The sequence below is a fragment of the Cellulomonas chengniuliangii genome (assembly GCF_024508335.1).
GTDB classification, from domain to species: Bacteria; Actinomycetota; Actinomycetes; order Actinomycetales; family Cellulomonadaceae; genus Cellulomonas_A; species Cellulomonas_A chengniuliangii.
In genome coordinates this window covers 751,186-772,935 of sequence record NZ_CP101988.1, presented here as the reverse complement: position 1 = coordinate 772,935, position 21,750 = coordinate 751,186, and the positions used below count along the sequence as shown (strand labels likewise).

General features: G+C 69.8%; 20 protein-coding genes and 1 tRNA gene. 10 read left to right on the top strand and 11 right to left on the bottom strand.

Going from position 1 to position 21,750, the window contains the following annotated elements; genetic code table 11:
* Nucleotides 1–84 precede the first annotated feature (84 nt).
* A complete protein-coding gene (locus NP064_RS16700) occupies nt 85–2,541 on the top strand; it encodes a non-reducing end alpha-L-arabinofuranosidase family hydrolase (RefSeq protein ID WP_227567854.1) in 2,457 nt (818 codons plus the stop codon).
* Between the two features lie 103 nt (nt 2,542–2,644).
* Here NP064_RS16700 and NP064_RS03720 read toward each other — a convergent pair whose 3' ends face one another.
* The 6 genes from NP064_RS03720 to NP064_RS03695 all read right to left on the bottom strand — a co-directional run bounded on the left by NP064_RS03720 (nt 2,645) and on the right by NP064_RS03695 (nt 7,640).
* Entirely contained in the window at nt 2,645–3,040 is a 396-nt protein-coding gene (locus NP064_RS03720) for a hypothetical protein (RefSeq protein ID WP_227567855.1), read from the bottom strand.
* A 110-nt stretch (nt 3,041–3,150) separates the two neighbouring features.
* Complete coding sequence (locus NP064_RS03715; protein ID WP_227567856.1) at nt 3,151–4,389, bottom strand: hypothetical protein; 1,239 nt, start codon at nt 4,387–4,389, stop codon at nt 3,151–3,153.
* Nucleotides 4,386–4,682 carry a hypothetical protein gene (locus NP064_RS03710; RefSeq protein ID WP_227567857.1) on the bottom strand — a complete coding sequence of 99 codons (297 nt, stop codon included), beginning with the start codon at nt 4,680–4,682 and terminating at the stop codon, nt 4,386–4,388. The genes NP064_RS03715 and NP064_RS03710 overlap by 4 nt, the downstream gene beginning before the upstream one ends.
* A 62-nt stretch (nt 4,683–4,744) precedes the next feature.
* The gene (locus tag NP064_RS03705; RefSeq protein WP_227567858.1) at nt 4,745–5,437 is read right to left on the bottom strand and encodes a response regulator; all 693 of its coding nucleotides are present in this window, start codon (nt 5,435–5,437) and stop codon (nt 4,745–4,747) included.
* Entirely contained in the window at nt 5,434–6,699 is a 1,266-nt protein-coding gene (locus NP064_RS03700; protein WP_227567859.1) for a sensor histidine kinase, read from the bottom strand. Before NP064_RS03700 ends, NP064_RS03705 begins: the two co-directional genes overlap by 4 nt.
* A gap of 5 nt (nt 6,700–6,704) precedes the next feature.
* Nucleotides 6,705–7,640 carry a CPBP family intramembrane glutamic endopeptidase gene (locus NP064_RS03695; RefSeq protein ID WP_227567860.1) on the bottom strand — a complete coding sequence of 312 codons (936 nt, stop codon included), beginning with the start codon at nt 7,638–7,640 and terminating at the stop codon, nt 6,705–6,707.
* A gap of 155 nt (nt 7,641–7,795) precedes the next feature.
* Here NP064_RS03695 and NP064_RS03690 point away from each other — a divergent pair, with 155 nt between their 5' ends.
* The 3 genes from NP064_RS03690 to NP064_RS03680 are packed head-to-tail and all read left to right on the top strand — an operon-like array spanning nt 7,796 to nt 9,005.
* A complete protein-coding gene (locus NP064_RS03690; RefSeq protein WP_227567861.1) occupies nt 7,796–8,410 on the top strand; it encodes a hypothetical protein in 615 nt (204 codons plus the stop codon).
* Nucleotides 8,407–8,535, top strand: a complete 129-nt coding sequence (locus NP064_RS03685; RefSeq protein WP_255623474.1) for a hypothetical protein — start codon at nt 8,407–8,409, stop codon at nt 8,533–8,535. The genes NP064_RS03690 and NP064_RS03685 overlap by 4 nt, the downstream gene beginning before the upstream one ends.
* The gene (locus NP064_RS03680) at nt 8,532–9,005 is read left to right on the top strand and encodes a GNAT family N-acetyltransferase (protein WP_227567862.1); all 474 of its coding nucleotides are present in this window, start codon (nt 8,532–8,534) and stop codon (nt 9,003–9,005) included. Before NP064_RS03685 ends, NP064_RS03680 begins: the two co-directional genes overlap by 4 nt.
* A gap of 113 nt (nt 9,006–9,118) precedes the next feature.
* Here the strand turns inward: NP064_RS03680 and NP064_RS03675 are convergent, their stop codons facing one another.
* Nucleotides 9,119–9,973, bottom strand: a complete 855-nt coding sequence (locus NP064_RS03675; protein ID WP_227567863.1) for a CE1 family esterase — start codon at nt 9,971–9,973, stop codon at nt 9,119–9,121.
* A 125-nt stretch (nt 9,974–10,098) separates the two neighbouring features.
* Here NP064_RS03675 and NP064_RS03670 point away from each other — a divergent pair, with 125 nt between their 5' ends.
* Nucleotides 10,099–10,671 carry a TetR/AcrR family transcriptional regulator gene (locus NP064_RS03670; protein ID WP_227567864.1) on the top strand — a complete coding sequence of 191 codons (573 nt, stop codon included), beginning with the start codon at nt 10,099–10,101 and terminating at the stop codon, nt 10,669–10,671.
* Between the two features lie 16 nt (nt 10,672–10,687).
* On the opposite strand, the gene NP064_RS03665 is transcribed toward NP064_RS03670, so the two are convergent.
* Nucleotides 10,688–12,835 carry a DEAD/DEAH box helicase gene (locus NP064_RS03665; RefSeq protein WP_227567865.1) on the bottom strand — a complete coding sequence of 716 codons (2,148 nt, stop codon included), beginning with the start codon at nt 12,833–12,835 and terminating at the stop codon, nt 10,688–10,690.
* A 921-nt stretch (nt 12,836–13,756) separates the two neighbouring features.
* Between NP064_RS03665 and NP064_RS03660 the strand changes: the two genes are divergently transcribed.
* Together NP064_RS03660 and NP064_RS03655 are read left to right on the top strand one after the other, a co-directional pair.
* The gene (locus NP064_RS03660; protein WP_227567866.1) at nt 13,757–15,454 is read left to right on the top strand and encodes a zinc ribbon domain-containing protein; all 1,698 of its coding nucleotides are present in this window, start codon (nt 13,757–13,759) and stop codon (nt 15,452–15,454) included.
* An 80-nt stretch (nt 15,455–15,534) separates the two neighbouring features.
* Nucleotides 15,535–16,323: a hypothetical protein gene (locus NP064_RS03655; RefSeq protein ID WP_227567867.1), complete on the top strand. Its 789-nt coding sequence runs from the start codon at nt 15,535–15,537 to the stop codon at nt 16,321–16,323.
* A gap of 476 nt (nt 16,324–16,799) precedes the next feature.
* Here the strand turns inward: NP064_RS03655 and NP064_RS03650 are convergent, their stop codons facing one another.
* Both NP064_RS03650 and NP064_RS03645 read right to left on the bottom strand, forming a co-directional pair.
* Nucleotides 16,800–17,381 carry a hypothetical protein gene (locus NP064_RS03650; protein WP_227567868.1) on the bottom strand — a complete coding sequence of 194 codons (582 nt, stop codon included), beginning with the start codon at nt 17,379–17,381 and terminating at the stop codon, nt 16,800–16,802.
* 263 nt (nt 17,382–17,644) lie between these two features.
* A tRNA-Arg gene (locus NP064_RS03645) sits at nt 17,645–17,717 on the bottom strand.
* Between the two features lie 415 nt (nt 17,718–18,132).
* Between NP064_RS03645 and NP064_RS03640 the strand changes: the two genes are divergently transcribed.
* The 3 genes from NP064_RS03640 (at nt 18,133) to NP064_RS03630 (ending at nt 20,799) form a co-directional block, all read left to right on the top strand.
* A complete protein-coding gene (locus tag NP064_RS03640) occupies nt 18,133–19,452 on the top strand; it encodes a NucA/NucB deoxyribonuclease domain-containing protein (RefSeq protein ID WP_227567869.1) in 1,320 nt (439 codons plus the stop codon).
* Nucleotides 19,453–19,459: 7 nt separating this feature from the next.
* Entirely contained in the window at nt 19,460–20,062 is a 603-nt protein-coding gene (locus NP064_RS03635) for an SMI1/KNR4 family protein (RefSeq protein ID WP_227567870.1), read from the top strand.
* Between the two features lie 134 nt (nt 20,063–20,196).
* A complete protein-coding gene (locus NP064_RS03630; RefSeq protein WP_227567871.1) occupies nt 20,197–20,799 on the top strand; it encodes a hypothetical protein in 603 nt (200 codons plus the stop codon).
* On the opposite strand, the gene NP064_RS03625 is transcribed toward NP064_RS03630, so the two are convergent.
* Nucleotides 20,777–21,682 carry a CE1 family esterase gene (locus NP064_RS03625; protein WP_227567872.1) on the bottom strand — a complete coding sequence of 302 codons (906 nt, stop codon included), beginning with the start codon at nt 21,680–21,682 and terminating at the stop codon, nt 20,777–20,779. The two genes, NP064_RS03630 and NP064_RS03625, sit on opposite strands and share 23 nt — an antisense overlap.
* Nucleotides 21,683–21,750: the final 68 nt, after the last annotated feature.

Here is a 21,750-nt window from a genome sequence, read left to right as displayed (position 1 = left end):
CTGCGGTCCGCCCGCGCGGACGGCACGGCTCGGTCGGCCCCGCCCACCTGTCGGTGACGCCAGGTGCTCTCAGAGAGGCGACCCATGACCACCACACCGCAACGGAGGCGACGAGCTCTCGCCGCCACCACACTGTCGGCGGCCCTCGCGCTCGCCGGCCTCTCCGCGGCCTTCCCCGCCCAGGCCGCCGCCAGCACGCTGGGCGAGGCGGCCGCGCAGAGCGGCCGCTACTTCGGCGCCGCACTGGCCGCGGGCCGGCTGAACGACTCGACCTACACGACCATCGCGAACCGCGAGTTCACCATGATCACGGCCGAGAACGAGATGAAGATGGACGCGACGGAGCCGTCGCAGAACCAGTTCAACTACTCGAGCGGCGACCGGATCGTGAACTGGGCGCGGCAGAACGGCAAGCAGGTCCGAGGGCACGCGCTCGCCTGGCACCAGCAGCAGCCGGGGTGGATGCAGAGCATGTCCGGGACCGCGCTGCGGAACGCGATGCTCAACCACATCACCCAGGTGGCCACCTACTACAAGGGCAAGATCCACAGCTGGGACGTGGTCAACGAGGCGTTCGCGGACGGCGGGTCGGGCGGCCGCCGCGACTCCAACCTGCAGCGCACCGGCGACGACTGGATCGAGGCCGCGTTCCGCGCCGCCCGGGCCGCCGACCCGAACGCCAAACTCTGCTACAACGACTACAACACCGACGGGATCAACGCGAAGTCGACGGGCATCTACACCATGGTCCGGGACTTCAAGGCCCGCGGGGTGCCCATCGACTGCGTCGGCTTCCAGAGCCACCTCGGCTCCACGATCCCGGGCGACTACCAGGCCAACCTCCAGCGGTTCGCCGATCTGGGCGTGGACGTGCAGATCACCGAGCTCGACGTGGCCCAGGGCGGCAACCAGGCGAGCATCTACCAGAGCGTGACGCGGGCCTGCCTGGCCGTGACGCGGTGCACCGGCATCACGGTGTGGGGCGTCCGGGACAGCGACTCGTGGCGCACCGGGGAGAACCCGCTGCTGTTCGACAGCTCGGGCAACAAGAAGGCCGCCTACACCTCGACCCTCAACGCGCTCAACGCGGCCACCCCGACCCCGACGCCCACCACCACGACGCCCGGGCCGACGCCCACCACCCCCGGCCCGAGCACGGCCCCAGCACCGGGCACGGGCAGCGGTTGCACGGTCACGTACTCCGCGCCGAGCCAGTGGCCCAACGGCTTCACCGCCAACGTCAAGATCACCAACCACGGAGCCTCCGCGATCAACGGCTGGACCGTCACATGGGCCTTCCCCGGCAACCAGACGGTGCAGCAGGCGTGGAGCGCCACCGTGGCCCAGAGCGGCAACCAGGTGACCGCGCGGAACGTCGACTACAACCCGCAGATCCCCGCCGGCGGCTCGGTGGAGTTCGGCTTCAACGGCGGGTTCAGCGGAACGAACACCAATCCGACGGCCTTCAGCCTCAACGGGTCCCCGTGCAACGGCGCCGTGAGCCCGCCGCCCACCACCACGACCCCCACTCCCCCACCGACCACCACCACCCCGACGCCGCCGCCCACCACGGCCCCGACCGGGTCGCTCCCGTCGAGCTTCCGCTGGTCGTCGAGCGGCGCGCTCATCGGCCCCAAGCCGGACGGCTCGCACGCCGCGACCTCGGTCAAGGACCCGACGGTCGTGTACGCCAACGGCAAGTGGCACGTGTTCGCCACGGTCTGGGCGGGCAGCTACCAGATGCAGTACACGAGCTTCACCGACTGGTCGCAGGCCGCGTCAGCGACGCCGTACTACCTCGACCGGTCCGGCATCGGCGCCGGGTACCGGGCGGCGCCGCAGGTGTTCTGGTTCGCCCCGCAGAACCAGTGGTACCTCGTGTACCAGACCGGCGCGGGCGGCTCGTACTCGACCACCACCGACATCTCCAACCCGGCGTCCTGGTCGGCCCCCAAGAACTTCTACTCCTCGCAGCCGCAGATCATCCGCGACAACATCGGCGACGGGTACTGGGTCGACTTCTGGACCGTGTGCGACACCGCGAAGTGCTACCTGTTCTCCTCCGACGACAACGGGCACCTGTACCGCTCGGAGACGACGGTCGCGAACTTCCCGAACGGGTTCACCAACACCGTCATCGCGATGCAGGACTCTGACCGCTTCCGACTCTTCGAGGCCGCGAACATCTACAAGATCGCCGGTCAGAACAGCTGGCTCATGGTCCACGAGGCCATCGGCACGGACGGCAAGCGGTACTTCCGATCCTGGACAGCCCCGTCGATCACCGGCTCCTGGACGGCGCTGGCCGACTCCGAGGCCAACCCATTCGCCCGGGCCAGCAACGTCACGTTCCCGGCGGGCGCCTGGACACGCGACATCAGCCACGGCGAGATGCTGCGCTCCGGCATCGACCAGACGATGGAGATCAGCCCGTGCAACCTGCGCTACCTCTACCAGGGCATGGATCCGAACGCGTCAGGTGACTACAACGCGCTGCCCTGGCGGCTCGGGCTGCTGACGCAGACGAACTCCACCTGCTGAGCCGCTGAGCACGGGGACGCCCGACCGCGGATCACAGCGGTCGGGCGTCTCGGCACGTCCACGGCCAGGGACGGGGATCGGGTCCCGCTCCCGGGCGGCGCGGCTACTCGCCGACGACCAGCAGCACCAGCCGGTTCCCCTGTGCCTCGAGGTAGGCAGTGGTGCGCCACTCTCCGGCGGAGAACGCCTCGTCGAGCGCGGGGCCCTGCAGCAGGTCTCCGTCGGGGAGCGCGCCATCGAGCCCGTCGGCGGCGTCGGGCGCCTCCGCGGCGGGCTCGAGGTCGAGCGAGGCCCGCATCCCGTCAGCCGCCCCGGGGGACAGGACGACCACGGCGTCGATCCAGTAGAGCGACGGTCCCGGCACGCCGGGGTCGCCCAGTGTCCCGCTCAGCCACGTCGCCTCCTCGACCGCCGACAGCGCCGGGATGCGGCTCACCAACGGCTCCAGGTCGTGCCGGAGCTCGCCCGTGCCGGACTTGGTCGGCGACTCGCTGGGCATGGTGCTCCTCGTGCTCGAAGGATCAGCGGGGTTCGGGGCGCACGCCGCCAGGACGGCGCACAGGACCGTCAGCAGGGCGACGGCGCGGGGCGCCCGGGAGTGCCGCGGCTTCATCGTGCGTCCTCTTCCTCTGCTGCGGACGTGGTGGCCGACGCGGGGTTCCCGATCGGCCAGGTGACGGTGCGCGTCAGCGTCCCCGTCGTCGGGAACGGCTTGGCCCACCCGACCTCGGTGAAACGACCGTTCTCGTCATCCGGGGCGTTGCTCGCGATGTCGGCCTGTCCCCGGTTGAAGTTGTAGTAGTCCTCGGCGTGCACGGTGACGGTCATGGTGACGACGCCTCCGCTGACGGCGACATCGGCGCTGCTCCACTGCTGGTAGCCGCCGATCGTCTTCTGCCAGTTCTCCGTGACGGGATACGAGGTCGTCGGCGTGGCCCCGCCCGTCATCGCGAACGACGACGCCCCTGCCGACGCGATCCGGTCGGCGCCCGCCGCCGCCCGGGCGATCTCCTGGTCGACGTTCGCCTGGACGCCGGTGTCCTGGCTGTACGCCCGGTCGTAGTCGATCTGGAAGGCGTCGCCGGAGTTGCCCCAGTAGTGGGCGTACACGTCCAGGGCATCGGTGAGGTCGCGGCGAAGCACCCGGGCTCCCGCCATCTTGGACTTCCACGCCGCCGCCGCGGCCCAGTCGCCCGCTGTCGGCGACTCGGAGTCCCACACGAAGTCCTCGTCCCAGGTGATCTCCGGCCGGTCCGGCGCCCCGACGCGGAACCCGTCGGGGCCCGCCTGTGTCAGGTCGTGCCCGTCGAGCCCCACGGGCGCCGCCGCGAGGAGCGTCGCGGCGTCGACGTCGTCGCCGCCCGCGGCCGCCAGCGCCGCCGCCGCGTCGCGGTCCGCCTGGTCGACGGCCGTGAGCATGGCCCCGATCTGATGGCCGTACAGCTGCGCCATGGCGAGCCGCCGCACCCAGCCCAGCAGGTCGGCGCCCGGGCCGCCGGCGGCGACCCTGCCTGCGGGGTCGACGCGCAGCCATTCTCCCGTGGCGGCGTCGACGAGCCGGAGCACGCGCGCCCGCAGGTCGCCGATCTGGCTCGCCGAGGAGGTGAGGGCCTGCGCGGCGCCGGCCCACCGGTCTGCCGTGCGCAGGATCGTGGTGCGCTCTGCCGCGGCGGACTCGCGCGCCGCGTCGGCGGCGGCGCCCGTCCACCCGGGGGCGAGCGTGTCGACCGATGTCATGACGTCCCGGGCGATGCGCTCCAGGTGCTCGGCTGAGCTCCGCAGCGCGTCGGCCTCCCGCCCCATCCGGTCGGCCGACCAGGTCCGCAGGGTGGGCAGCGACGGCCTCACCGGCCGAGCCGGTCGAAGAGCCGGGCGGGGATCTCGTCCGAGGCCGTGTAGTGCGCGTTGGTCGACTGCGCGGCGTCTGCCAGGCGGGCCAGCCGCCCCTCGGCGGAGCTGATCTGGTTCTGCAGCACGGCGCCGATCTGCCCGGCGACCCATGCGAGGTGGGAGCCGGGGATCGCCGCGCTCATGCCGGCCATCGCGTCGGGCGCCGCCGTCTCGCGGACGGCGCGTGCCCACGTCACGAACGCGGCGGACAGTGCCCGCTGCTCGTTCTCGTCGACGGTCAAACCGGTCATGGCCCACCTCCCCGCCGGAGCGTAGCGGAGGGCCGCGGCGCTCCGGGGGCGGACGACGCCGATCAGCTGCCGATGTCGACGATGCCGTTCTGGTACGCCCACACCACCGCCTGGAGCCGCGACCTGACGCCGAGCTTGGGCATGGACCGGGCCAGGTGCGACTTGACCGTCGACACCTCGAGGAACAGCTCGCGCGCGATCTCCTCGTTGGACATGCCCTGGGCCAGCAGCAGCAGGATGTCGAGCTCGCGCGGGGTCAGCAGCTCGCTCGCGCGGGCGGCCGTCACGGGCTGCGTGCGGCGCCGGGTCACGACCTCGCGGAGCACCCGCCGGGTCAGCTCGTTCGCGAGCATGCCGTGGCCGGCGGCCACCGATCGGACCGCCTCGACGAGCGTCGCGGGCTCGGCGTCCTTGAGCAGGAAGCCCGATGCGCCCGCCTCAAGCGCGCCGAACAGGTACTCGTCGACGTCGAAGGTCGTCAGGACGAGCACGGGGATCGGGTCTGCCACGCCGGGGCCGCACAGCTCGCGCGTCGCGGTGATGCCGTCCTTGCCGGGCATGCGGATGTCCATGCAGACCACGTCGGGCCGCAGCGCGAGGGCCAGCGCCACCGCGGTCGCGCCGTCGGCGGCCTGCCCCACCACCTCGATCCCGGGCTCGGTCCCGAGCATCATGGACAGGCCGGCGCGGACCAGCGGCTGGTCGTCGGCCACCACCACGCGCACGGTCTGGGCGGCGGGCAGGGCGTCGCTCATGAGGGCTCCTCGGCGCTCGTCGTCTGCGGTGCGGTGGGGATCGCCAGCGTGACCTGCCAGCCGCCGTCGTTGGTGGGTCCGTACCGGAGCGTGGCGCCGGTGAGCTCGGCGCGCTCCCGCATCCCCACCAGTCCGTAGCCCGGGTCGTGCGGGACCAGCGCCTGGCCGGGCGCGGGGGCGCTGTTGCGGACCAGCACCTGGACGTGGTCCCCCTCGTGCACGTCGACCCGCACGGCGCAGCGGGCGCCGTGCGCGTGCCGGGCCGCGTTGGCGAGGGCCTCCTGGACGACGCGGTACGCCGCGAGCTGCGCGAGCGGGCCGATGGCGCCCGAGGCCGCCACCTGCTCGACGGGGCCCGACGTCTCGAGCGCCACATCTAGGCCCGAGTTCCTCGCCCGCGCGACCAGCTCGGGGACGCCGGCCAGCGTCTCCACCCGCACCGGGCCGTCCGGGTCGGACGACTCGGTGTCGCGCAGCAGCACCACCAGGTTCCGCAGGTCCCGCAGCATCGCTGTGCTCTGCTCGCGGACCTGCGCGACGGCGCGCTTGGCGCCCTCGGGGTCGACGTCGATCTGCCGGCCGATGGCCGCGGTCATCACCGCGATGCCGGAGAGGTGGTGCGCCGCGATGTCGTGCAGCTCGCGCGCCATCGCCGTCCGCTCCCGCTCGACGACCACCTGCACCAGGGCGTCGCGCTCCCGGCTCTGCGCCTCGGCGGTGCCCGCGAGCGCCGCGTCGGCCTCTCGTCGGGCCCCGACGAGCGCCGCCAGAACGAGGGGGAGGCCGACTGCCGCCAACCCCTGCAGAAGGCCCCCGACGACCGCCGCCGATTCCGCGCTGCCGCTCCGGAGCCCCGCGGCGGTGACGCCCGCCGTCACCAGGGCACCGGCCCCGAGCACGGCCGGCACGAGCCGCCGGACGGGCGCCGCGAGGGCCGCCCGGTACGTCGCGACGAGCACCGCCAGGAGCCCGACCCCGATGGCGTCGCCCAGGACCATGAGCGCGGGAAGCCCGGCGGCGACCAGCAGGAGCGCGGCCAGTGGGCGATCCCTCAGCACCCAGAGCACGACCGCCTGCAGGGTCAGCACCCCTGCCGACCACCACCACGCCGCGTCGCCGAACCCCGGCATGCCAGAGATGGCCGATGGGTCGGACTGCTGCATGGTGACGGAGGCGGCAAGAAGGCTCGTCGACAGCAGCCAGCAGGCCGCCGGGACGACGTACGCCGCCCGGCGGCCGTGCTGAGCGAGGCGCTCGATCACCCCCGTCACGATAGACGCGCCGCCACCGGCTGGTCGGCGATCTGGCCCTCAAGGCGATCAGGCTGGTAGCCGAGCCGCCCGCGGGTGCCGACGAGCACCACCACGGCAGCCACCGCCGCGCCCCCGGCGAGCGCGAACTGGGCGGTGTTCATGTCCCACCACGGGAACATCTCGCCCCACACGCCGGAGAAGTTGTTGACGCTCACGTGCAGCAGCATCGCCATCGGCAGGCTCTGCCCGGTCCGGTTGAACACCCACGTCATCACGACGTTGAAGAAGACGCAGAAGGCGACGAACGCGACCGGCCGGTACCAGTCGACGTTGGGCCACCCTCCCCACTCCGAGAAGAACAGCGGCAGGTGCCACACGCCCCACAGGACACCGATGACCACGGCCGCGCGGGGCGCGCCGACCAGGCGCTGCATACGGGGCAGTGCGAAGTCACGCCAGCCCGGCTCCTCGGCGAGGCCGGTGGTGATCATCTGGACGAGCAACCCGGTGACGAGCCCCGCCAGCGCCATGGTGGGCGGCATCTGCGCCCGACCACCCTCGATCACCAGCCCGGTCAGCACCATCGCGGCCGGGACGCCGAGCAGGATCCCCGCGTACCACTTCCAGTTGACCTTCCACCGCCACAGCCGCCGCGCCCAGGCGCGGATGCCCGCGCGGCCGTCTGCCACCGCGGTCACGAAGAGCGCGGCGCCGATGGGGCCGAGGTACGCGCCGGGGAGCATGCCCAGGAGCTGCGCGCCCCCGGGGCCGCCGGGGAAGGTGAAGTCCCAGATGCCCAGGCTGTTCTGGGACAGGATGTACGGGATCCACGCGATCCAGCTGGCGAGGTTCGCCAGCACGAAGAACGACAGGAGTGGGCGGCGGCGGACGACGTCGAGCGCGCCGCCGCGCCGGGGAGGCGCGGGTGCCTGAGCTGTGATGACGCTCATCGGAGGTTCCTCTCGTCGAAGTGTGTCGGTGACGTGACTCGACGTTAGGAATCGGGGGCCTCCTGCCGCGCCGGGCGGAGGGACGAACGTCGGGGGTTGCATCGAAAGGTGGAGGCGGCGGAACCGGTCGGGCCGCGCCTGCTTACCCTGTGCGCGTGTCCCCGCTCCTCACGTCCTCGCCCGCGCCCTCGACCGGCCGGCGGTGGACAACCCGGGTCGCCCTGCACGCACTCGGGCTCGTGATCGGGGTGGGCCTCGGTCTGTTCTTCGCGGTGATGATCCGCGACTACGCCCTGGTCTGGATGGTGCTGCTGCCCACCGGGCTGTGGGCGCTCGCCAACCGGTCCGGCGTCACGTCTGCTGCGGGCGGCTTCGACCTGTCCCGGGTGCCAGCGGGGGACCTCGTGGCGATGACGATCGGCGTGCTGCTCGCCATCCCCGCCACGTTCAACGCGCTCGACGGGCCGTGGTGGCGGGCCGCGGCGCTCGTCGTGGTCCTCGGCGCCGTCGGGTTCGGGATGCTCGCCTACGCCGGCGCCATCCGCGACGGCGCAACGATCCGCGCCGACGAGGCCACCGACAGCCCCCGAGTCCTGCGGGCCGTAGACGTCGCGCTGCGCGGCGTCCGGTCCAGCTCTGGGCTCGCCAACATGTACCTCGCGGCCGTCGGGACCCTGCTCGCGTTCCCCACCGCATCAGACTGGCTGCCGACCGTGGCGGTGGTGGTGACAGGGGCGCTGCACGCGGTGCTCGACGGGCGGGGTCGATGACTCCAGCTGGCACGTCGGCCGCGGTCGACGCAGCGGACGACCCGGAGGGCATCCGCATCGCGACCGCCGTCGCCGAGTGCCTCCTGCTCCCCGGTGACCGGGCGCTGGCTACGGTGGCTCGGTGACCGCCACTGCTGCGCGCCTCCACCTGCACCGACCGCTGGGCGGGCTCGCCCCGCCGGCGGGAGAGTTCGGGCCGATCGGCCCGCCCGAGCTACTGGCCCCGGTCATGCTCGCCGCCTACCGCGGCACACCCGACGACGAGGGCGAGAGCCTGCAGGACGCGGTCGACGTGCTGGCCGACGCGATGCGCGGGGGCCTCGGCCCGTGGCTGCCCGATGCCTCGTTCGTCGCGCTCGAAGACGGTCAACCCGTCGGCGCCGCCTTCACCGTGCTCTCCGACGACGGCCCCTGCGTCGCGTTCCTCTTCACCGCGCCTGACGCGGTGGGTCGGGGTGTGGCGACTCGGCTGGTCGGGCGGGTGTGCCAGTCGCTCACGGTCGACGGGTACGACTCCGTCGGGCTGTGGGTCAGCGCCGCCAACGAGCGGGCCGCACGGCTGTATCGGCACCTGGGGTTCGTCGACGTTCCGTGAGCCCATCACCGCCGACCAGCTCCGCGGTCAGACACTGACTCGTCGGCCGGCCCGTTCCAGGGCCGATGAGCCTGAGGCTGGTCGGGCAGGTGTGCCACGACCTCCCTGGCATGTCAGCCTCCGAGCCCGAAGAACGCGCTCACCAGGTCGGCGGTGCTCACGCCGCGGTGGGTCGCACCGAGGACGAACGGCGCTCTCCGCGGGCCGGGGACGGTGTGCCCGCCACCGTGCACGGTGTACAGGTCCACCGGAGCGGACGCGTCCTGCGCGTACCGGGTGCGCTCGACCCAGGTCCGGCGCCGACCTCGGCCACCTCCGCTGATCGTCGCGCGCACCGGCTCGGCGCTGATCCCGTTGCGGGCGGCGAAGTGGGCGGCCGTCTGGGGCATCGACAAGGAACGCCCGCCGACCTTGAACAGCCTGCGCGCCCAGCCCGACATCTCGCCTCCGCGGTAGGGGACGATCCGGTCCTTGGTGCCGTGCACGAGCAGCACGGGCATCGGCACGGCGGGCCCGTCGGGCACCAGGAAGTCCTCCGGCGCCGGCATCGTGGCCGCGATGACCGCCGCGCCCGCGACCAGCTCCGGCGCCTCGTGGATGAGGCGCAGGACCATCTGCCCACCGTTGGAGAACCCCACGGCGAACACCCGATGGCGGTCGATGCCGCGCCTCGTCACCAGGGCGTCGACCACCGCGCGCGCGAAGCCGATGTCATCCATGCCGGCGGTCCGCGCGGGGAACGCGCTGTGCCGACGCGCGTCGTTCCAGTTGCCTTGGTAGCCGTCGAGGTAGGCGACGACGGCACCCTGCTCGACGAGCTGGTCGTAGGTGTTCCCGGTGAACGCGCGGTGCCCCTGCCCGTCCTGGTTGGAGCCGTGGAACACCAGCACGAGGGCGCGGGGACCCTCGTCGCCGGGCTCCCCCACCACCGTGACGCTCCGGGTCACACCCTGCACATCGACGTCCATCGTCGGCTCTCCCTCGTCAGTCGCAGCCTCGCCGCGTCACCGGGTCGCGCCGACCCGGTAACCGGATGACTTATCCGGACGACCGTAGCACCAAAACGGATATCCCATCCGGTACCGTGGGTCGCATGACGACCACTCGGCCCCGCAGGGACGCCGCCCGCAACTGGCAGCGCATCGTCGAGATCGGCCGCGAACACGTCGACGCGGGTCGCCCCCTCCAGCTCAACGAGATCGCGCGGGCCGCGTCGGTGGGCGTCGCCACCGTGTACCGGCACTTCCCCAGCTCCGAGGCGCTCTTGGAGGCGCTCGCTCAACCGGGCCTCGCCGCTCTGCTCGAGACGGGCGAGCACGCCCTGACCGACCGCGACCCCGCAGGCGCCCTCGAGGAGTACCTGCTCAGCGCGCTGGAGGCACAGGCCGCCGACCCGGCCCTCGCGCACGTCTTCGCCGCCTCACAGCTCGAGCTGCCTGCCTCGCGCGAGAACGTGCAGCGCCTGCGCGAGCTGCTCGGCGAGCTGCTCAGCCGAGCCCGTGCGATCGGCGAGATCGACCAGGACGTCACCGTGACCGATCTGGTGCCGCTCCTCTGCGGGATCGTGCACGCGGCCGCCCTGCGCACCGTCGACCGGCGTGACCGCGTGGCCGCCGTCCGCCGCTACCTTCGGGTCACGCTTCGGGGCCTGCGCCCCACCACCTGAGCGCGCCCCTCGTCGTTCAGCCCACGCCCTCCGCGGCGAGCGCGTCCGTCAGCAGCCCGACCAGGGCCTCGAGCTGGACGTCCGTGGACGACGGGAGGTCCTCGTCGGCGGCGCCGTCCAGCGCCCGGGCGGCCAGGCCTGACTTGCTGTCGATCAGCTGGGCGATCCGGGAGTCGATGGTCTGCGCGGCGATGATCCGCCACGCGGTGACGGGCTCCTCCTGGCCGATGCGGTGGATCCGGTCGATGGCCTGGGTCTGCTCGGCGTGGGTCCAGGACAGCTCGGCGAGCACCAGGTTGGAGGCGACCTGGAGGTTGAGCCCCACGCCGGCGGCCGTCAGGGAGCACACGACGATCGACACCTCGGGGTCGTCGACGAACGCCTTGATGTTCTTCTGGCGTGCCCTGGGCGTCTGGTCGCCGCGGATCGAGGCGTAGCGGATGCCGCGGTCGGCGAAGGTCTGCTCGGCCTGGTCCATGACGTCGACGTGCTTGGCGAAGAACACGACCTTCCCGACGTTGCGGGAGAGCTGCGCGGCGTAGTCGGCGGCCAGCCCGGCCTTGGCCTGCCCGATCCGGCGGACCATCGTGAACACGTTCTCGCCGCTGGCCTTCGAGCTCGAGTCCTTGAGCTCGGCGGCCGCGACCCGGCGCACCAGCTCGTGGTCGATCCCGTCCACGACCTCCTCGCCGTTGCGCATCTCCATCGCGGCCCGGTAGCGCTCGACCATGCGGCTGGTCAGCGCGAGCTCGGCGGCGCGGATGGAGCGGCCGACCGCGCCGTCGAGCTCGACGGGCAGGTCCGCCACCCGGCGGGCGGGGATGTCGGCGACCACGTCGACCTTGCGGCGGCGCACGATGCCCATGTTGATGACGCTGTCCCGCGCGGCGGAGTAGAAGCCCGGATCGGCCGGGGTGAGCCCGGTCTCCTCGAGGGCGGCCTGCAGCGTGCCGAGCGGCTGCTTGTCGTCGATCCACCCGAGGAACTGCCAGATCGCCCGGAAGTCCTCGATGTCGTTGATCAGCGGGGTGCCGGTGAGCGCCATCATCAACGGACGGCCCGCGCGGTCGCGGATCCGGTCCGCCAGCGCCAGGACGTGCTGCGAGCGCTGCGACGTCTTGTTCTTGATGAAGTGCGCCTCGTCGACGACCATGCCGCGGAAGCCCAGGTCGCCGAGCCAGCCGACGTGCCGGTCCAGCAGCTCGTAGTTCACGATCACGACGTCCGCGAACCCGTCGACCTGGTCGCCGTCACCGTGGACCACCGTCGCCCGGCGGTGCGGCGTCCACAGCGCGACCTCGTGGGCCCAGTTGGTCTTCACCACGTTGGGCACCACGACCAGCAGGGGATACGCGTTGGCCGCCTGGGCGGCGAGCAGCGCCTGGGCGGTCTTGCCGAGCCCGGGCTCGTCGGCGAGCAGGAACGTGCGGTGGCCGCGGGCCGTGGCCGTGACGACCCGGGCCTGGTGCGGCATGAGCTCCCGGCCGAGGGGGGTGGGCACCTGGCGGGGCTCGGGCAGCTGCATGCAGGCGGGGGCTCCGGTCGCGGCGCGCTCGAACGACCGGAACAGCGGTTCGAGCAGCTCCCAGCCCGCCAGCCGGCGGACCCGGGTCGCGGTCCGCTCGGCGGCTGCCTCGTAGTCGGGAGCCAAGAACGGGTTCGCGAGCTGGCGTGAGATCACCGACCGGGGCACCACCTGGTTCGCGAAGCTCGGCGCCGGCGCTGTCGGCGCCACGGGCTCGGGCTCCTCGGGCGGCTCGAGCCCTCCGGCGCGCATCACCGTCGCCTTGAACGCGCGCGCGGCGTCGGTGACGCGGGCGTCCTCAGCGAGCAGCTCGAGCAGCGAGGTATCACGGGCTGCGGTCTTCGCCAGCTGCGTCGCGACCCCGTCGAGCCGCTTGAGCTCCTGCGTCCGCTTGGCGGAGGTCAGGGTGTCGTCGGCCATCACCCGCGCCCGCTCCTCGCGCACCAGCAGGGCCACCACCTGGAACTTGGTGCGGACCGCCGGGCGCGTGGGCGGACGCTTCACAGCGCCGTCAACCTCGCGGGCGACCTCGGCGAGCACCGGGATGATCCCCTGCTCGGAGGCACGCGGGCTGCGGCGGCGCTGACCGCCGGAGTCTGTGCGCGCGCGACCGGACCCGCGTTGACCTGGTCGAGCCACATCTCCTCCTTCGTACATGTGCGCCGCGTCTGCGGCACAGCGCGCTGCGCCACGACGGCTGCCGCGGGCGACCGCCCAGGGCACGGTGCGGCATCCCCGCCTGCGCAGACCGCGGGTCCGTGCTCAGGCGTGTCGCAAGCGATCCACCGCTTGTTGGCGCTAGCCGCATTCCACTCACCGGTCACGACGGTTCATCATGACGTCAGACAAAGCGCGCCTTGGCCGACTCGACTGCCAAGACCCTCCGCAGGAGACCAAGCCATCCCTGGCCGACGCTCTGGTGTGGTGGTGCTTAGCCTACCCGCAGGCCATCCGCCGGTTCGTCGAGGACGACTCACGACGTCTCATGCACCCAGCAACCCCGTCTGGGACCGCGCCCCTGCGACGCGCCGTCGCATCTCCACCGATCACGGACTGCGCTGACGCCCAGCAAAGCAGTCGAGACCACCCTCCGACACACATACGACGATGACGACGGCTGACCTCTACGACCACCCATACGCCCAGTTACCGTGATGGCAATGGAGCAACTGACGATGCGCCCGGGACGTCGTCGCGCACTGCCGACAGTTCCCGCGCGCGGCGACATCTCGGGAAGCGTCATTCAACTCTCCGACGTCGGACTCGCGGCGCCACCGCGACGGAGTCCTGCTGGATCGACACGAACTGATAATCCTCCGGCCGGCTGTACAACGCAGCGATCCTGCCCACTGCCCTCCCACACGGCCTGACGCCGACCCCAGCGGACCATCCTTGGCTCCATACACACCCGCCACACAGCGGTCACGAGCGCCAACGCTGGTTACTCGAGATCCTCGCCAGCGACGAGGACAGGCGGCCAGGACGGTGCCGCCTGTCAACGCCGCGCCCGCCTCGAGGTAGGACCAGCCGTTCAGGCCCGCTGGTCGCTACGCTTCGGCCATGCCTGATCTCCCCAGTGGACAAGACCTCGAGTCCCTATACACACTCCGCGCGGAAGATCTCAGCGCCGACGAACTCGAACGCTGGACGGGAGTAGTTCCTGGCGATGAATCCATCCTTCGCCGGCTGATGGGCCCAGGACCCAAGTTGCTGAAAGGACCGCGCGGCTCGGGGAAGTCAAACTATCTGAAGCGCGCGTTCTATCGACTGCAAGAACGCGACAATGTCCTAGTGACGTATATAAATTACTCGCAACACCTGGCCCTCGAACCACTCATGCTTCGTTCCGAGCGTGCGATCGAGCACTTTCGTCAATGGCTTATCTACAAAATCATCATTGCCCTCAACGAAACACTCGGAGAGGACAGCCCGCCGGACCTGGCTCAACTGGCAGGCGCTGGGATTGCCTATATCAACGAGCTCCAGACTTCTATCGGACAGGCGCCGAGGACTAGCGCTCCTACGATCGCTCCCGCGGACCTGCTCGCTCGAATTGAGGGTTGGTGCGAACAGCTTGGCAAGGCGCGCGCAGTTCTCCTAATGGACGACGCGGCGCACGCATTCATGCACCAGCAGCAACGCGAGTTTTTCGAAGTCTTCCGAGCGCTGCGATCGCGAACAGTGGCCTGTAAGGCTGCGATATATCCCGGGGTGACATCGTACAGTCCGTTCTTCAACGTGGGGCACGAGGCGGAGGAGATCGAGGTTTGGATTAGGCCCGACTCTCCCGACTACCTGGACGCAATGCAGTCGATATTTCGTGCGCGCTTCCCGGAAAGTCTGCAGTCCACGGTCAGACCCGACCTCGTCGCAATGGCGGCACATGCCTCGTTCGGACTGCCGCGGAACTTTCTCAACATCCTTTCGGATTCGGTAGGAATTTCCGACGACGATGACGAAGCCGAGAGCATCTCGGCACCGACGCTTCCGCGCCTCCGGGATGCGGTCCGAACGAACGCTGATCGCGTGCGCTCGCTCTTTGGCGAGGTCGCAAACAAGCTTCCTCGGTACGAGAATTTTGTCAGTGTTGGTGCAGAAGTCTACAACGCGATGATTGGGGAGATTCGGGAGACGAATCACCAACGCCCACGCGGCGGACCTAGGTACATTGGTGTTGCGCTAGCACAGCCATGGGACGCCGATTTGACCCAAGTCTTTTCGCTACTCGAGTACGCGGGACTGATCCGACGAATCGGCGTGGTTTCGAGAGGCCGCGATCGCTATGAAAAGATCCAAGTTCACACGTCACTCCTAATCGCGGACAACGCCCTATCTCTGGGCCGCAACCCGTCTGCGGAGGAAGCGAATAAAGCCCTGGCACGACAAAGCGCCGATGACTTCGTCAGACGTCAACCCGAGAGGTTGTTTACCGCGGATCGCGCGAATAAGTGCAGCCTGAACCTGTCGCCGTGCCCAAAGTGTGGCAGCCCCAGAGTCTCAGACGATGCGGTATTTTGCTTCAAATGTGGCACCGCTTTGACCGAGCAATCGGTGTATATCGAACTGCTCGCGTCGCCCATCGATCGACTCAATCTTCCTCCCCTAAAATTGGAGAGAATCCTCGAACTCACCAACATAAAGTCGGTCCAGGACATAATGCTTGACGATGGTGGCGGCCAGTTGCGCACGGTCAAGAGTATTGGCAAGACGTGGTCCGCGCGCATCAAGGCGCGCGCAGAAGAATACGTCACGCTGTAATGCACGTCTTGCCTGCAAGTTGCCTCCCCTCCGCTTCACCGGGGGGTAGCGATCCGCTCGCGCGGCTAAAACAGAGTTCGATGTCGATCCACCGATCCGGTGCTTCGGAGGACTCGGCAATCGATCGAGCCTTCTCTGGGCTCCTCGTAATCACCCAGCTGGCGGCGCGTCACGCTCCGGACTGGAACCCACAGCACGGCCTGATCCTCAGTTCCTCGGCCGTAGCCGTAGCAGAGGACTATTTTCGCACCTTGCTGACAGAAGTTGCGTCAGCCTGCCCTCTATGCACCGACCTCGTGCGTCCTATCGACACGCAGATCGAGTTTGTCCTAAGCGGCTCGCTGGGCGATGCACTCCGAGCGGCGCTCGATCGGACAAGTTTTTCCAGTGCCAGCGCTATCAAGGAATGGACCAAGAAGATAACTGGTCTTGATATCAAGGGCAGGTCCTCACTGACTGTGGAACTTGCCTCATTCGAGCGCGTTTGCCACGTCCGCCATTGCGCGATCCATGCAGGCGGATATGTTGCCAGCCACAATGCGAAGGTCCTGAGCCTTCCAGTGGGCAGCTGGATTTCTTTCGATTCGCCGAGTGCAATTCATGACATAGTGGCGGTCGTTGCGGCGACGGTGCGCGCATATAACCAGTTACTTTTCGAGCACGTGCTCGGGCGATGGATCGACGAGGGCCTCCTCACGGGGGTGTGGATAGATGATCGAGATATGTTCTCGACTCTGTGGCGAACTTTCCGATCAAAGTCGGATATCGAGAGTGGCATTCTGCAGGGTCAATCCCTCCCTCTTCAGCCGTTCCGCGTCCACCAGTCGATGCGCCCGATGATCAAGGCTCGAAGCGCCGCCAACGGGTAACTGCACCAGCATTCGGACGCGTGGAACCCCAAGACGGCTCCGGCATAGAGCCAGTCGCAGAGAGGTCGGACATCCAAGGGCCGTCAGCCGACGAAGCCGCGCTCGGGGCATGCTCGATCACGGGCTCAGCCGCAACGCAGTGGAGCAGAGAAGGTGTAGAGATCTGTGATTAGTGGCCGAGCCGGTGACTTAGCAAGCGGTCAGTTGGCTCCTAGGTCCTATCGGCCATGCCGCTGACGCGCTGGTACTTCCGGACCACGTACTCGTCGACACGGGACCGGCACTAATCAGCTGACCTTCCTTCGCCCGTCGACGAGGATTTATCAGATGAGGCGGAGGTAGTAGCCCACCGCGACTACCTGAAACGGCTTCTTCTATTTCGTAGATGACGATGGCCGGCCAGGATCGGGGGCTGACCGTGGGGAAGTCCCTTGTCCTCTCCATCGCCCGGAAGGGCTCGCCACGGCCTCGGAACGCTAGATAGGTTGACGGTGCTCGTTGACCTCACTCAACGCGCCCGATTGGAGTCGCCTCCAGTAGCGCCCGGCGACGTCGCGGAAGTACAGCACCGCGTTCGGGCCGCTTGTCTCGTCGATCGACGTCGCTTCGAGGACCAACTCGCGCCCCGGGGCTAGAACCGGTGTTTCGGCGTACTTGTCGATCGAGTTGTTCTGGATGGCCTCGGCACGGACGTCGAACACAGGTGCGCCCGAGTAGTTGCCGACGCGGACCTCCCAGCTGCCAAGAGTCGCGCCGTTCAACATTGTCTGCTCCGGTTTGAACTTTGCCCAACCAATAACGAGGAGAGCCTGGGCGCGACGCTCCCGGTCGACCCGCTCGCTCTCAGCGCTTATGCGAGCCGAGTCGGCGTCGGCCCGGTCCTTTGCGAGCGCTTCCTCGGCTCTCTCCGCTCGGGTCTCCGCGCGTGCGGCCCGGGTCGCTTCGAACCAGAAGCCGACGAGCGCCAGCAGCACTGCGCAGAGCGTGGCGAACGCGCCGATGAGCTCCCACGTGTCATGCCATTGGTTGCTGTAGTCGATGAGCCAGTTGCTGTTCATGATGCGGACCGTAGCGCTCCCGATACGGGCTCCGTGGCCTGGCCGGGCCGGCACACATGTCGATGGCCGCTCTCCGCCACACGGCCGCTTCGGCCCAGAGCCACGGCGACATGCTGCCACCGAAGGCGCGCAGTAAGTCGGCGCCGTCAAGCATCGGAAGGCCAAGCCATGCGACCGCGCCGACCGACGGGCTGCTGACCACCAGCCCTCTTCAAGCCCTGCGTCAGACTTGCCCCCAGCCCTTTACCTGCATCAACACAATGTGCGCCTGGGCAGATTCGAACTGCCGACACCCGCTTTAGGAGAGCGGTGCTCTATCCCCTGAGCTACAGGCGCGTGGGACCTGCCCGAACCTCTGTCGAGCACTCGGCGAGGATCGCGCCGAGCGTCTGTCCGAGTGTTCTCGTGAGCCCCGTGCGTCGCCGCTCGGGCCTCGACGGTCCGTTCGGCGCGGGTTCAGCCTACCGGTGCGGGGGTCGGGGATGGGCCAGTAGCCCTCCGAGAGGGCTGGTGTCGTTGCCCTTCAGTTCGGGGCTCAGCCGGCGGTGGCGGGCGCCTGGGCGTGCTGGCGGTGGAGCCAGTCGACGGCGTTGTGCCTGACGGCGAGGCTCGGGTCTGCTCCGAACGAGGGACATCCCTACCCGCGCGCCCCACGATCCGGCAGTGTCATGACCGCACATGACGGCCGGGCGTCACGGGGGCGCGCCCCACCGTCCCGCGCCACGCCCCCACGCCAGGGGGTTCTGCCAGAATGAGAGCACTACGCCCAGCGCTCGCGGCCATAGCCGCGCTCCTGTTCACCAGCGGCATCGCCGCAACCCCAGCCGCCGCCACGTCGATCTACGACCCGGTCACCCAGTCCAGCCTGCGCAACCTGGTGACCGCGATGCAGTCCTGGTCGATGTTCGACGGCGGCGACAAGTACACCGGCGTGACCGCCGCAGAGCTGCGCGGCTGGGGGTGGTCCGTGGGGGCGAACACCAACGTCAACATCTACATCGAGGGTGACGGCAGCTCCTGGCGGGCCACCGCCCAGGACATCCGCCCCGGCGCCACGGAGTACACCTTCACCTCCGCCATCCCGGTCAGCGGCGCTCGTCCCGGCTCGGTGACCGCATCCGTGCCGCAGCCGCCGGTCCAAGCCGCCACGGCGGGGGTGACCATCCACGAACTAGGAACGAACGTCGACCTCGACCAGCTCGCATACGCGCTGGTCGCTGGTGGGGTGACCTTCGAGGAGGTCTGCCTGATCGGCAACGTCGCCCCCGGGCCGAACGTGCTTGGCGGGTCACTCAAGGACCACACCAAGGCATGCACTGCCGCGGCAGCGGTCAGCGGCGCGACGATGCGCTCGGTGCTTGCCGCCATGGCGAAGGTCGCCCCCGGCGTCCTGGCGGTCGTAGCTCTCTACGCCCTCGGTGACGGCACCGCCCCCGCGACCGCGCCCGGCTGGGTCAACAACCCCGACCCTCGCCCGACCGGCCCGATGGTCCCGCCGGCAAGCCTGCCGAACGGCGTGTGGAAGTACGACAAGCTCGTCCAGCGGGTAGCGACGCTGAACGATCTCCAGCCTGAGTGGTCGCGAGTAGCCATCCAGCAGTGCCTCGCCGTGACGGCCGCCGCCCTGGTCTCGACGAACCCGTACAAGGACTGCCAGGAGAAGCCGATCTTTATGTCCGGCCAGCTCGACGTCCCTGAAGCCACCAACCACGATCTGCAGGCCATCGCGCAGCACCCGGCATGGGTCGAGCTGAACTACCGGCCGGCGACGCTGAATCCGAGCCCGCGGCAGTGGTATGCCAGTCATCCCGACTGTGCAGCCGCTGCTGGAACCAACGGCACCCTGCAGTGCGACGAGTACCCGTTCTTCGCCACAGAGCAAGGTGGCGGGGCCGCGGTTCCCACTCCGAGCCTCAAGGTGATCGACGGCCCTCAGAATGTCGATCAAGGCAACAAGTACGGCGCGTTCGTGCTCGGCTGCCGCGTGCAGAACGGCGACTCGTTCCTCGCGATCCCCATTCCCCCGAGCGCCCCGCACGTCCCGACCCTGCAGATCTGCAACCCGAAGTGAGGTAGCAATGCCCGCCGCCGAGGTCACACAAGCACTGACCGATTGGGAGCAGCGGCTGCGTGGCCTCGGCGCGCGGGGCATGCCCCAGCTGCGCCCGGGCCTGTCGGCAGCGCAGATCGACGCCATCAGCAACGAGTTCGGCGTCCAACTGCCAGAGGACGCCGTGGCGATCTGGGCCTGGCACGACGGTGAGCAAGTCGCTGCGGGGTCAACTGCCCTGGCGCCCTACCGCGAGTTCCACCCACTGCGGGAGGCGCTGAACCTGTCGCGCACCTGGACGCAGGACGCGGTCGCGCGGGGGTTCGCGGAGGACGAGGCGTTCGCCCACGTCATCTTCCGTGCCGAGCTCGTACCGGTCCTGGGGTACCAGCTCCCGCTCGTGCTCGACTGCACTGACCCGCACGCCACCAGCACGACCACGGTCGTGTGGACGCCCGACGGCGGACTTCAGGACATGCCGCACCTGACGATGGTCGAGCGGATCACCTGGTGGCACTGGGCGCTCGACCACGGGGCGTGGTCGATCAGCCCGGACGGCGCCTGGAACGTCGACTTCACTCGCTACCCGGGCGCCGGTGGCGACTTGAGCGTCAAGGACGTCCTGTCGTGACGCCGACCGACGGTGGCCGACACGTCGACCCGCGGCCCCGTCCTCCTTCCCGACGCCGCATCGACCGGCAACAGGGCGAAACTCATGTCAATCTACGATTGACACGGAGACCACCGTCAAGCCACAGTTGACGCATGACCTCCGACGATGCCACCCAGTCCAGCGGAGACACCCTCCGCGACCACCTCGCCCGCGCCTTGCACGACGTCGACCCGACGCTGAGCGAGCGCCTCACGCATGATGCCGACGCGCACCTCGAGCTCGTCGCGCTGGCCCGCGCCGCCCGCTCGGAGACCGACGTGCTGCTCGCCGCCGCCGTGCAGTCCGCGCGCAGCGCCGGCTGCACCTGGGAGCAGGTCGGCACGGTGCTGGGCATGACCCGCCAGGCCGCGCAGCAGCGCTACGGGCAGCCCGACGCCTCTGCGACCGCGGCCACCACCAGCGGCGGCTCGAGAGAACGGCTCGTCCTTCGCCGGCTGACCGCGTTCAACGAGATGTCGGTGCTCGCGCGCGCCGGTCGATACGGCTGGCACTCGGTGGCCTACGGCCCGCTGTTCCACATCGTCGAGCGTGACGACCGGCAGTGGGAGCACTCGCGCACCACCGGGTCCATCCCGAGCGGCGGCGGCTGGATGCCCGTCGGATCGGGCTGGGCGTGGTGGACCTACTGGGCCCGCCCCACCGATGTCCCCGCCCTGGACGGCGACCCGACCGTCACGGAGCTGGTGCGCGGCTGACCAGCCCAGGCGATCGGCGCGATCGGCCGTCGAGCCCGAAGAACTCGCTCACGAGCTCGGCGGCGCTCACGTCATGGTTGGTCGCGCCCAGGACGAACGGCGCGCTGCGCGGACCGGGGACGGTGTGCCCGCCGCCGTGCACGGTGTACAGGTCCACCGGCGCGGACCCGTCCTGCGCGTACCGGGTGCGCTCGACCCAGGTCTGCCGTCGGCCCCGGCCACACCCCGTGACCGCGGTGCGGACCGGCTCGGCGGTGATCCCGTTGCGGTGGGCGAAGTAGGCGGCCGTCTCCGGCATCGACAGCGAGCGCCCGCCGACCTTGAACACCGTGCGCGCCCAGCGTGACATCTCACCGCCGCCGTAGGGCACGATCCGGTCCTTGGTGCCGTGCACCAGCAGCACGGGCACCGGGACACCAGGCCCGGGGCCGTCATTCACGAGGAAGTCCCCCGGCGCCGGCATCGTGGCCGCGATGACGGCCGCGCCCGCCAGCAGCCCTGGCGCCTCGTGGACGAGGCGCAGCACCATCTGCCCGCCGTTGGAGTACCCCACGGCGAACACTCGCTGGCGGTCGATGCCGTGCCTCGCCACCAGGGCGTCGATCACCGCGCGGGCGAAGCCTGTGTCGTCGATGCCCGCAACCCGCGCGGGGAACGTGCTCTGCCGACGCGCGTCGTTCCAGTTCCCCCGGTAGCCGTCGAGGTAGGCGACGACAGCGCCCTGCTGGGCGAGCGCGTCGTAGGCCTTGCCGGTGAACGCCCGGTGGACCTGCCCGTCTTGCCGGGAGCCATGGAAGACGAGCACCAGCGCGCGGGACCCCTCCCCGCCGGGCTCCCCGACCACCGTGACGCTTCGCGCCATGCCATCCACGTCGACGTTCATCGTCTACCCCCTCGAGATCGCGGCCCGCGTCGGCACTGGAGCCCCGTCGACCGATAACCGGATGATCT

What these genes read in the sequence shown, in the direction of transcription:
- NP064_RS16700 (WP_227567854.1), top strand. Translation starts at nt 85, where the DNA reads ATGACCACCACACCGCAACGGAGGCGACGAGCTCTCGCCGCCACCACA.
- NP064_RS03720 (WP_227567855.1), bottom strand. Translation starts at nt 3,040, where the DNA reads ATGCCCAGCGAGTCGCCGACCAAGTCCGGCACGGGCGAGCTCCGGCAC.
- NP064_RS03710 (WP_227567857.1), bottom strand. Translation starts at nt 4,682, where the DNA reads ATGACCGGTTTGACCGTCGACGAGAACGAGCAGCGGGCACTGTCCGCC.
- NP064_RS03705 (WP_227567858.1), bottom strand. Translation starts at nt 5,437, where the DNA reads ATGAGCGACGCCCTGCCCGCCGCCCAGACCGTGCGCGTGGTGGTGGCC.
- NP064_RS03695 (WP_227567860.1), bottom strand. Translation starts at nt 7,640, where the DNA reads ATGAGCGTCATCACAGCTCAGGCACCCGCGCCTCCCCGGCGCGGCGGC.
- NP064_RS03685 (WP_255623474.1), top strand. Translation starts at nt 8,407, where the DNA reads ATGACTCCAGCTGGCACGTCGGCCGCGGTCGACGCAGCGGACGACCCG.
- NP064_RS03675 (WP_227567863.1), bottom strand. Translation starts at nt 9,973, where the DNA reads ATGGACGTCGATGTGCAGGGTGTGACCCGGAGCGTCACGGTGGTGGGG.
- NP064_RS03670 (WP_227567864.1), top strand. Translation starts at nt 10,099, where the DNA reads ATGACGACCACTCGGCCCCGCAGGGACGCCGCCCGCAACTGGCAGCGC.
- NP064_RS03660 (WP_227567866.1), top strand. Translation starts at nt 13,757, where the DNA reads ATGCCTGATCTCCCCAGTGGACAAGACCTCGAGTCCCTATACACACTC.
- NP064_RS03655 (WP_227567867.1), top strand. Translation starts at nt 15,535, where the DNA reads ATGTCGATCCACCGATCCGGTGCTTCGGAGGACTCGGCAATCGATCGA.
- NP064_RS03650 (WP_227567868.1), bottom strand. Translation starts at nt 17,381, where the DNA reads ATGAACAGCAACTGGCTCATCGACTACAGCAACCAATGGCATGACACG.
- NP064_RS03640 (WP_227567869.1), top strand. Translation starts at nt 18,133, where the DNA reads ATGAGAGCACTACGCCCAGCGCTCGCGGCCATAGCCGCGCTCCTGTTC.
- NP064_RS03635 (WP_227567870.1), top strand. Translation starts at nt 19,460, where the DNA reads ATGCCCGCCGCCGAGGTCACACAAGCACTGACCGATTGGGAGCAGCGG.
- NP064_RS03630 (WP_227567871.1), top strand. Translation starts at nt 20,197, where the DNA reads ATGACCTCCGACGATGCCACCCAGTCCAGCGGAGACACCCTCCGCGAC.
- NP064_RS03625 (WP_227567872.1), bottom strand. Translation starts at nt 21,682, where the DNA reads ATGAACGTCGACGTGGATGGCATGGCGCGAAGCGTCACGGTGGTCGGG.